At 66.6% G+C, this 3,323-nt stretch carries 3 protein-coding genes and 1 pseudogene; 2 read left to right on the top strand and 2 right to left on the bottom strand.

Going from position 1 to position 3,323, the window contains the following annotated elements; all coding sequences use genetic code 11:
- Positions 1-160 precede the first annotated feature (160 nt).
- The gene (gene hemF / locus JCM25156_RS11715) at positions 161-1,069 is read right to left on the bottom strand and encodes an oxygen-dependent coproporphyrinogen oxidase (protein ID WP_025813223.1); all 909 of its coding nucleotides are present in this window, start codon (positions 1,067-1,069) and stop codon (positions 161-163) included.
- A 178-nt stretch (positions 1,070-1,247) separates the two neighbouring features.
- On the opposite strand from hemF, the gene JCM25156_RS11710 reads away from it, so the two are divergent.
- On the top strand, positions 1,248-2,078 hold the full coding sequence (locus JCM25156_RS11710) for a cytochrome c1 (RefSeq protein WP_025813222.1): 831 nt from the start codon (positions 1,248-1,250) through the stop codon (positions 2,076-2,078).
- The gene (locus tag JCM25156_RS11705; protein WP_025813221.1) at positions 2,068-2,970 is read left to right on the top strand and encodes an S-methyl-5'-thioadenosine phosphorylase; all 903 of its coding nucleotides are present in this window, start codon (positions 2,068-2,070) and stop codon (positions 2,968-2,970) included. The genes JCM25156_RS11710 and JCM25156_RS11705 overlap by 11 nt, the downstream gene beginning before the upstream one ends.
- Positions 2,971-3,022: 52 nt before the next feature.
- On the opposite strand, the pseudogene JCM25156_RS23860 reads toward JCM25156_RS11705, so the two are convergent.
- Positions 3,023-3,323: pseudogene (locus JCM25156_RS23860) on the bottom strand (dienelactone hydrolase family protein); the annotation flags it as partial.

Here is a 3,323-nt window from a genome sequence, read left to right as displayed (position 1 = left end):
GGGCAGGGTGGCGCTGGCGGCCAGCAGGGCCAGCAGGCGGCGGCGCGGGATCATTGCATTACCCTGTTACCAGAACCACGCGGGCCGCCATGCCACCCCGCAGGGGCGGGAGTGGACGGAGCGGGCCGGGACGGGGTGTATCGGGCGGGCATGCGTTATCCTATGGCCACTGGACTTCCGGGGGAAGGCTCATAAGAATGGCCTCGGTATTTCCGCCTGTTTTCAGGCCGAAAATGGTGCCCCGGTCATGCAGCAGGTTGAACTCAACATAACGGCCACGCCGTATGAGCTGCGCGGTGCGCTGCTCGGGTGTCCATGCTTCCATCATCCGGCCGCGCACGATGTCGGGGTAGGTCTCAAGAAACGCCAGACCCACATCGCGGGTGAACGCGAAATCCGCGTTGATGTCGCCGGTATCGAGCCGGTCGTAGAAAATTCCGCCCAGTCCGCGTGGTTCGTTGCGGTGGGGCAGGTAGAAATACCTGTCGCACCAGTCACGGAAGCGGGGGTAATAGTCTGGGTCATGCTTTTCGCACGCCAGCCTGAAACCGTCATGAAAGCGTTTGGCGTCGCTGATCGCCTCGGCGCTTTCGGGGAACATGGGGGTGATGTCACCGCCGCCGCCAAACCAGCCCTTCGTGGTGATGATCATGCGCGTGTTGAAGTGGGCGGCGGGCACCAGCGGGCTGCACATATGGGCCACAAGGCTGATGCCGGTCGCGAAGAAGCGGGGATCCTCGGACGCGCCGGGAATCGAATCGCGAAAGCCGGGGCTGAACTCACCGCTCACGGTGGAAACATTGACCCCCACCTTTTCAAACACCCGCCCGCGCATGAGGCTGATCACGCCCCCGCCGCCGGGGCTGCCGTCCTCGTTCGTGCGGTTCCATGGCGTGCGTTCGAAACGGCCCGGCACGTCCTTGCCCGGCAGGGCCGGGGCATGGGCGGCGGCGGCTTCATCCTCGATCCGTTCGAAGGCCGCGCAGATACGGTCGCGCAGCGTTTCAAACCAGGTTCGGGCCGTGTCCTTCATGGCGTCATGGGCGACGGCGGTGCGGGTAATTGTCATGGTCTTGTCATTCTGCCCGTTCAGGTCATTCGCAATGGGTATTACGGGTGCCCGTTTGTTCCGCCCATTGCAAGACGGGCAGGGGGCGGGTTGGTCCGTACTGCCGCACGGCAGGGGTTGCCAGCGCCCGGTAGTAACGCGAAAAGAGGGTCCGAATTGTGGCGGGGACAAGGTAGATATGCATAGGCGAGGTCATGGGCATGGCAGCGCGCCCCGGATGCGCTCCCTACTGCCGCGTAGCCGGTCACGCCATGGCGTGGTGGCGTCCGGTATCATGGCGCTGGGGCTTCTGGCCGGAACCGGCGCGTGGGCGCGGGATTATCAGGAGCCGCCCCGGCAGGTCTGGAGCTTTCAGGGGCCGCTGGGTCATTTCGACCTGGCCGCGGTCCAGCGGGGCTATACCGTTTACGCGCAGGTCTGTTCCGCCTGCCACGGCATGAAGTCGGTCACGTACGGGGATCTGGCGGGGCTGGGGCTGAAGGAGGGCGATGTCAGCGCCCTCGCGGCCAGCCACCATGTTCCCGCCGGAACGGACGCCGGCGGGCATCCGCTCTCACGCCCGGCCAACCGGGATGACCACCTGCTTTCCCCCTATCCCGACGCACGCACGGCGGCGGCGGCCAATCACGGGGTGGCGCCCCCCGACCAGTCGCGGCTGGCGGTGGTGCATCCCGGCGGGGTGGACCGGATTTACGCCTTCCTGACCGGGTATGGCGCACCGCCGCCCGCCGGCATGGTCGTGCCGCCGGGCCTGTCCTACAACCCCTATGCCGCGAACGGGCGCACCGCCATGCCGCCGCCCCTGCATGAAGGCGGGGTTTCCTACCCCGATGGCACGCCCGCCACGGTTGCGCAGCAGGCGCGCGATGTCACCACCTTCCTGGCATGGGCCGCGTCCCCCCACCTGACCGAACGGCACCGGGTGGGCGTGGGGGCGGTCGTGTTCCTGGCGTTCCTGCTTGTCCTTTGCATTTTACTGAAACGGAGAACGTGGTCCAATGTCCCCTAATCCTGCCCCTGATGAGCGGATCGAGCCGGTTATCGGCCTGATCGGCGGTTCCGGCCTGTATGATATCGAAGGCCTTGAGGACAAGGAGTGGCGTACGGTCGAAACCCCCTGGGGCAGCCCGTCCGACCAGCTTCTGTTCGGCCGTCTGGATGGCGTGCGCTGCGTGTTCCTGCCCCGCCATGGGCGCGGGCACCCGCTGCCGCCCTCGCGCCTGAATTACCGCGCCAACATCGACGCGCTCAAGCGTTCCGGCGTGACGGACATCGTGTCGCTCTCGGCGGTCGGTTCGCTCAAGGAAGAACTGCCGCCCGGCCATTTCGTGGTGATCGACCAGTTCATCGACCGCTCTTTTGCGCGTGAGAAGAGCTTTTTCGATACGGGCTGCGTCGCCCATGTCGGCATGGCCGACCCGCTATGCCCGCGCATTGGCGATGTGCTGGAAGGCCAGTGCCGGGAACTGGGGCTGGACGTGACCCGTGGCGGCACGTACCTGGTCATGGAAGGGCCGCAGTTCTCCACCCGGGCGGAGAGCAATCTCTACCGTTCATGGGGCTGCTCGGTGGTGGGCATGACCAACATGCCCGAGGCCAAGCTCGCCCGTGAGGCCGAGATCTGTTACGCCACCGTCGCCATGGTCACGGATTACGACTGCTGGCACGACAGCCATGACAGCGTGACGGTGGATGCCGTGGTCAAGGTGATGCAGGAAAACGCAAGCCGCGCCCGCGCGCTGGTCCGTTCGGTCATTCCCCGTCTGGGCGTGCCGCGTGGCCCCTGCCGCGCCGGGTGTGACCGGGCGCTGGAACATGCGCTGATCACCGCGCCCGCGAAACGCGACCCGGCGGTGCTGGCCCGGCTTGACGCCGTTGCGGGGCGGGTGCTGCGCGGCTGATCCGTCCCATTCCTTTTCGCCGCCATCGCGTGGGTGATGGCGGCGGAGGGGATTACAGCCAGTGTTCGAAAAAGCTCAGGCTGCGCTGCATGGCCAGCGTGGCCGCCGCCGCGTTGTAGGACGGGCGGTCGGTGCAGCCAAAGCCGTGATCCGCGCTTCATAGGTGAAGATCTCGATATCCGCGTGCGCCGCGCGGATGGCCTCGACATCATCAAGCGGGATATGCGCGTCATCCGCGCCGAAATGCAGCTGCACCGGGCAGTTGGGCACCTGATTGCGGGTCTCGGCGATGCCGCCGCCGTACCAGGCCACCGCCGCGGCGAAGGTGTGTGTCTGGCACGCGGCCTCCCACG

The organism is Komagataeibacter kakiaceti JCM 25156, from assembly GCF_000613305.1.
The sequence above is the reverse complement of the archived record's forward strand: the minus strand, read 5'-3'. Positions and strand labels throughout refer to the sequence as shown.